Here is a 5,440-nt window from a genome sequence, read left to right as displayed (position 1 = left end):
CGACGACCACTAGAACCGAAGCGCTCCGGCGGGGCTTCGTCGCCCGGCGCGCTACGGCGGCGTGCAGCGTCCGGCGTGGGCACCGTTGTCCGCCGCGGCGGCTCAGGGGGGTCTTCGAGGACAAGGAAGCACCGGCAGGGCTCTCGTTCTTCTGGCACTCCGCCCGTGCCGGAGTCGCGTGGCTGAGCTCTTCGCCGGATCGTGCCTGCCGGATGTGACCGGCGCGTCAGCGGATCCGCAGGGCGCCGATTAGGATGCGGGCATGAGTCAGCAGGTGTGGCGCGCGACCCGGCCCCATGGGGTGCGGGCGTACGTGCTGCTCGTGCTGGCCGTGCTCGCGGGTGTAGTGGCCATGCACGGTCTGGGGCCTATTGTCCCGGAGCCGGATGTGGATGCCCATCATGCGATCACGGTCGCGGCCCCGTCACATGCGGGCGCAGCCACGTGTGAGGACTGCGTCCACATCGGCCATGACGAGGGTGGCGCCGGCCGACACGCCGAGCATGCCGACGCCACGTGTGCTGCCAGCGGTACGAGCGGAGCGCCCGTACTCCCTGCGCTGGCTCTGACCGCGAGGGGCCCCTGCTCAACTGCGGACGACGTACCCGCACTCCTCCCTGCGGCGACGCTGAGCGGGCGGGATCCGCCCGCCTTGAGCGAATTGCAACTCCTGCGCATATAGGCGAACCCGGTTGGCCCGACTCCTTTGGTCGTGTCGCCGTTGAGAGCCATGTCTGATTGCGCGCACTTACAGGAGTTGCACCACCATGACCGCACACCGTTCCCTCGTCCGCCGTGCAGCCGCTGTGGCAGCCGCGGCCACCGCTGCCGTCGTCCTCGCCGCCTGCGGTGGGGGAAATGACAGCTCGGCCGGCCACGACGGCCACGACAAGACCTCCTCGCCCAGCGCCTCAGCCTCTGCCAAGGAAGGCACGCAGAACACCGCCGACGTCGCCTTCGCGAAGGGGATGATCCCACACCACCGGCAGGCGGTGGAGATGGCCGAGCTGGCGGAGACGCGGGCCGCGTCCGCCGAGGTCAAGAAGCTGGCCGCGGAGATCAAGAAGGCGCAGGACCCGGAGATCAAGACCCTGTCCGGGTGGCTGACCTCCTGGGGCGAGGAAGTCCCCAAGGAGGACGCGTCGGGAGAGCACGCGGGGCACTCCATGTCCGGGATGATGACGCCCGAAGAGATGGACAAGCTGGAGAAGTCCTCCGGCAAGGCGTTCGATACCGCGTTCCTCGAGATGATGGTCAAGCATCACGAAGGCGCGGTCGCGATGGCGAAGACCGAGCAGTCCGACGGTGCCTACAAGCCCGCCAAGGACATGGCCGGCACCATCATCGCCTCGCAGAGCGCCGAGATTGAGCGCATGAACAAGCTGCTCGGCAAGAGCTGACCGTACGAGCCACATCGCGGGCGCGGCTACCAGCCGCCCCCGCGATGTGGCTCTGGCACGCTGTGCTGCGTTCCGTGGCCCGGCCTCTTCGACGATCAGCTTGGACCTCGTGATGATCACACGTTTCTTTGTGCTGTCTTCTTGCCGGCCTCGGCGGGCAGCCGCGGCCCTCCTCGCCTGCGGTGTGCTGCTTCTGACGGCATGCGGCGGCAGCTCTACCAGCGACGACTCGACCAGTGAAACCTCCGCGGCGCCTGACCCGGGGACCGGGCACCTGCATGGGCTGGGTGTCGACCCGGCTGACGGGACCGTCTACGCCGCCGGGCACATGGGCGTCTTCCGTCTGACAGGGATCGAAGCGATACGCGTCGCCGACCGCTACCAGGACACCATGGGCTTCATCATCAGCGGCCCTGGCACCTTCCTGGCCCAGCGGACATCCCTCGCTCGCCGACCGCACTGCCACCTCGCCGCACCTGGGGCTGATCCGCAGCACCGATGCCGCCAAGACTTGGACGACCGTGTCGGCCGAGGGCGAGGCTGACTTCCATTCCCTCCAACAAGCCGGCCAGGTGCTTTACGGCTTTGACAGCCAGACCTCGAAGGTGTGGGCCAGCAGCGACCAAGGCCGCACCTGGGACCGCCGCGCCCGTCTGCCCATCGGTGATCTGGCCGCCCACGCGAGTGCACCTCAGGAGGTGTGGGCCACCACAGCGAACGGCCTGGTGTTCAGCGGTGACGGTGGCCGTACCTTCCGTTCGGCGCCAGGAGCGCCAGACCTGGCCGTGATTGAACGCCCGGCTTCCGACGCATGGGTTGCCCTCGGGCCGGATGGGAAGGTCCTGGGCAGCCGTGACGGCCGTGCTTGGGGGCCCCGAGGCAGCCTCCCCAGCGGGGCGAAGCCCACCCTGCTGACCGCCGTGAGCCCCATGCATCTGCTGGCTGCCGACGCCGTCGACACGGTGTACGAGTCCAAGGACGGGGGCCGTAGCTGGAAGGTGCTGCACCGCGCAGACCACGAGTCCGGCGATAACCACTAGGTTCTGTCTCTCCGATCACGATCAGAGGGACATGCCGTCGACGTGGCGTCCGCTGCCTCATGTGCGGATAACACCGCAGCCATACCTGGCACCTGGCAGCACTACTCCCCCGTACGGCGATGAAGCCGGGTGTCGTACGAGACGAGGCAGCGGTAACGGCCTGGTGCGAAATTGCCTCGCGTACGTGCCGCCTCGCGATCTACCCTCGCGGCCATGACGTCACACGATGCGCCTGAAGGCTCCCGGACCGCTCCCGGTGGTGCCTGGCCGGTGATCCGGCAGGAGACCGCTGACGATCACCGAGAGGTGCGCGAGGTTCATACGCGCGCCTTCAGTGACAACGAGCGGGTTCCCGGGCTCGTGGAGGCACTTCGCGTGGCGGAGGCCGCGTTGGCGCCGATGTCCTTCGTTGCCACCGTTGATGACCGGGTCGTCGGGCATGTTCTGCTGAGCGCGACGCGGTTGGACGCTCCACGCCGGATCGTGGACGTCCTGTCCTTGTCACCGCTGAGCGTGGTCCCGGAGTTCCAGCGTCAGGGCATCGGTACTCAGCTCGTCGCGCATGCCCTCTCGGCGGCCGACAGCCAGGGCGTGCCGTTGGTGTTCCTGGAGGGTTCACCGCACTACTACGGCAAGCGCGGCTTCGAAGGTGCCGGCGCGCTGGGCTTCCGGCCGCCATCGCTGCGTATTCCTGAAGCCGCCTTCCAGGTCGCCCGGTTGTCCGCCCACGAGCCGTGGATGACGGGCACCTTCGTCTACTCCGAGGTCTTTTGGGCCTTTGACTGCGTCGGCCTGCGCGACCCCGAGGTCTGAGGGGCTACCCGCAGGCACTCGACCCCGGATACGTCGCGGACGAGCCGGTCGATCTCGCCGCGTGTATCGGCGCGACCTGGATCGGGGGCGGCGTGGCCTGCACCGTCGAGCTGCTGGGCCGCAGCCTCCGCTTAGGCGGCCTCATGTTGGTCGGTGGGCCGTACTGGCTGTGGGCACCACCGAACCAGGACGTCGTCGAGGGCTGCCACGCCAGCAGCAGAGCCGACTTGCGGATGCGGCCGGAGCTGATCGGGCACTTCGTCGACCTCGGGTACGACGTCGTGGAGATGGTGCTGGCCGACCAGGACAGCTGGGACCGGTACCAGGGGGCGCAGTGGTTCAACCTCCGCTGCTGGCTCGACCAGAACCCCGAGGCTGTCTTCGGTCACGAGCGGAGCCAGATGAGAAGTGCGGCGGCGGTGACGGTGCCGAGGAAGACGTATCCGCGCTTGTCGTAGCGGGTGGCGACGGCCCGGAAGTGCTTGATTCTGTTGATCGCCCGCTCGACGGTGTTCCTGGCTTTGTACCGGATCTTGTCGAAGTAGGCGGGTCGGCCGCCACGTGAACCTCTGCGCCGGCGTGCCTTCTTGGTGTCGCTCTTCTCCGGGATCACGTGTCGGATACCGCGTCGCCGCAGGTAGGCGCGGATCACGCCGTTGCTGTTTGCCTTGTCGACGCCGACGCTGTCCGGTACCCGTTGTGGCCTGTCGACGCCGAGCCGGGGGACGCGGATGTCCATGACCCGCTCGAATTGGGTGCAGTCCGCCCGCTGCCCCGGAGTGATGACCAAGGAGAGCGGCCGGCACTTGCCGTCCGCACTCAGGTGGAGCTTGCAGGTCAGGCCGCCGCGCGAGCGTCCGAGGGCTTCGCCTGGAGCACCGCCCCCGCCGGGAACGGGCGCGGGCGCATGTGCGCCTGCACGTGAACTGATCTTTGTGCGGCCCTTTTTGAGCCACCAGGCGTTGCCGGCGGCGGGTCTTTCGGGGCCCCGGCGGCGTGCTGGTGGGCGCGGATCGAGGTGGAGTCGATGTTGATATTCCAGTCGATGTTTCCCGTCGGCGACGGCCTGGACGTGTTGAAGCAGCTTCTCCCAGGTGCCGTCGGCCGACCACAGCATGTGGCGTTTGTGGACGGTCTGCCACGGGCCGAAGCGTTCGGGTAGCTCGCGCCACTGGCAGCCGGTGCCGAGCCGGTGGATGATCCCGTTGATCACCTGGCGGTGATCCCGCCACCGGCCGCACCGGTTGTTGCCCTTGGGCAGCAGCGGTTCCAGGACCGCCCACTCGTCGTCGCTGAGATCCCCTCTGCTGAGCATGATCAGAGCAACGAGCCGCCATGCGAAGGGATACGACCTTCATCGAGCGGAGGCCCCGGTCAGCAGCCCGGAAATGAGTTGCCCTGGCCAGGAGGGGTTACTACGCTCACGCCAGCGCGACAGACGTGTGATCTCGGGATGAGGAGGTTGATGAATATGGCTGCCGTTGGCCGTCATCAGCCTGCCCTCGTCCGGCCCGTGCGATAACAAAGCACGGCCGGTCGTTCCAACGACCAGGAGAGACACATGTCTTCCTCTTCTTCACCCGTCCACGCCGACGTGGTCACCAAGCGCCTCGTCCTGCGGCCCTGGACCAGGAGCGAGGCCACCGCGGTCCTCGACGGCACCCGGCCCCCGCACTGGGCGGACGACTTTCCCGCCGAAGGCGATCGCGTGGTCGCGGGCCTCTTCGACCAGTACCCCGACTGGCTCGGCGCCTACGGCCACCGTCTGGTCATCGAGCGCGACAGCGGCCTGGTGGTGGGCTCCATCGGCCTGTTCTGGCCGCCCACCGAGGGGGTCCTTGAGATCGGCTACGGCATCGTGGCCTCCCGACGTGGCCGAGGTTATGCCCCCGAGGCCGCCCAGGCCCTCGCCGACTTCGCCCTCACCGCGCCAGAAGTCCACACCGTGTCCGCCGACGTGGAACTGTCGAACCCGGCCTCAGTCCGAGTCTTGGAGAAGGCCGGCTTCCACCGCTGGGCGGCCGGGGAGAACGTAGCCAAGTTCAGAATCGCGATCCCGGACCGCGATCTGCGCTGATCGCGTGGGGTCCTGGAAGCAATGTCCTCCGGGACCCCATCGTGATCGCTGCATTCCCGGGCTACCAGCATGATCGGAGAGACGGGACCTAGTGCTGGATTCCGCTTTCG

At 67.9% G+C, this 5,440-nt stretch carries 6 protein-coding genes and 1 pseudogene; 6 read left to right on the top strand and 1 reads right to left on the bottom strand.

Going from position 1 to position 5,440, the window contains the following annotated elements; all coding sequences use genetic code 11:
* Window positions 1–262: 262 nt before the first annotated feature.
* From J7E91_RS35295 to J7E91_RS35275, 5 genes and pseudogenes are all read left to right on the top strand, one after another.
* On the top strand, window positions 263–682 hold the full coding sequence (locus J7E91_RS35295; RefSeq protein ID WP_214911511.1) for a DUF6153 family protein: 420 nt from the start codon (window positions 263–265) through the stop codon (window positions 680–682).
* Window positions 683–767: 85 nt separating this feature from the next.
* On the top strand, window positions 768–1,400 hold the full coding sequence (locus tag J7E91_RS35290; RefSeq protein ID WP_214911509.1) for a DUF305 domain-containing protein: 633 nt from the start codon (window positions 768–770) through the stop codon (window positions 1,398–1,400).
* A gap of 521 nt (window positions 1,401–1,921) precedes the next feature.
* Window positions 1,922–2,440: a hypothetical protein gene (locus J7E91_RS35285; protein ID WP_214911507.1), complete on the top strand. Its 519-nt coding sequence runs from the start codon at window positions 1,922–1,924 to the stop codon at window positions 2,438–2,440.
* Window positions 2,441–2,710: 270 nt separating this feature from the next.
* A complete protein-coding gene (locus tag J7E91_RS35280) occupies window positions 2,711–3,253 on the top strand; it encodes a GNAT family N-acetyltransferase (RefSeq protein WP_214911505.1) in 543 nt (180 codons plus the stop codon).
* Between the two features lie 26 nt (window positions 3,254–3,279).
* A pseudogene (locus J7E91_RS35275) lies at window positions 3,280–3,624 on the top strand (SAM-dependent methyltransferase); the annotation flags it as partial.
* Between the two features lie 14 nt (window positions 3,625–3,638).
* Here J7E91_RS35275 and J7E91_RS35270 read toward each other — a convergent pair.
* Entirely contained in the window at window positions 3,639–4,568 is a 930-nt protein-coding gene (locus tag J7E91_RS35270; RefSeq protein WP_251016751.1) for an IS5 family transposase, read from the bottom strand.
* A 246-nt stretch (window positions 4,569–4,814) separates the two neighbouring features.
* Between J7E91_RS35270 and J7E91_RS35265 the strand changes: the two genes are divergently transcribed.
* The gene (locus tag J7E91_RS35265; protein ID WP_214911501.1) at window positions 4,815–5,330 is read left to right on the top strand and encodes a GNAT family N-acetyltransferase; all 516 of its coding nucleotides are present in this window, start codon (window positions 4,815–4,817) and stop codon (window positions 5,328–5,330) included.
* Window positions 5,331–5,440: the final 110 nt, after the last annotated feature.

The organism is Streptomyces sp. ISL-99 (assembly GCF_018614005.1).
GTDB classification, from domain to species: domain Bacteria; phylum Actinomycetota; class Actinomycetes; order Streptomycetales; family Streptomycetaceae; genus Streptomyces; species Streptomyces flavidovirens.
The sequence above is the reverse complement of the archived record's forward strand: the minus strand, read 5'-3'. Positions and strand labels throughout refer to the sequence as shown.

Coding starts and splice junctions, on each gene's coding strand:
- J7E91_RS35265 (WP_214911501.1), top strand. CDS start 4,815: ATGTCTTCCTCTTCTTCACCCGTCCACGCCGACGTGGTCACCAAGCGC.
- J7E91_RS35270 (WP_251016751.1), bottom strand. CDS start 4,568: ATGCTCAGCAGAGGGGATCTCAGCGACGACGAGTGGGCGGTCCTGGAA.
- J7E91_RS35290 (WP_214911509.1), top strand. CDS start 768: ATGACCGCACACCGTTCCCTCGTCCGCCGTGCAGCCGCTGTGGCAGCC.
- J7E91_RS35295 (WP_214911511.1), top strand. CDS start 263: ATGAGTCAGCAGGTGTGGCGCGCGACCCGGCCCCATGGGGTGCGGGCG.